The 341-nt window shown below is 39.0% G+C and carries 1 protein-coding gene; it reads right to left on the reverse strand.

Annotated elements, in window-relative coordinates; all coding sequences use genetic code 11:
• Nucleotides 1–140: 140 nt before the first annotated feature.
• Nucleotides 141–341, reverse strand: a 201-nt coding sequence (locus R0J87_RS19030) for a hypothetical protein (protein WP_498888184.1), incomplete at its 5' end; no start/stop codon positions are given.

Raw genomic sequence — 341 nt, forward strand, 5'->3', positions numbered from 1 at the left:
ATCATGCCCGTATCCAAAATGAACATCTTTTGGACAGTTTTCTTCCAGCCCCATTGTTGATGGCAGTTTTGGCAAATTGGCATGGACTCCCTCCAGTCGTATTTTTTTAAGTTCGTGTTTTTCTCTATTCCTTCTCCTTTTTAGACTAACAGAGGTAACCAAAAATTCCCACAACTTAAATACCAATTAATTGGATTTTCGTATTCCCATTCCTGCCTTTCTACATTTTTTCGCATGAGAAAAAGCAAGAACTGGCGATCAGTTCTTGCTCTTACTGCTGTTAATTCATATAACGATGCTTTCTCAAGCTGTTCAAATTGGCGATTTCCTGCAGGAGCTCT

The organism is Halomonas sp. SIMBA_159 (assembly GCF_046536035.1).
GTDB lineage: Bacteria > Pseudomonadota > Gammaproteobacteria > Pseudomonadales > Halomonadaceae > Vreelandella > Vreelandella venusta_A.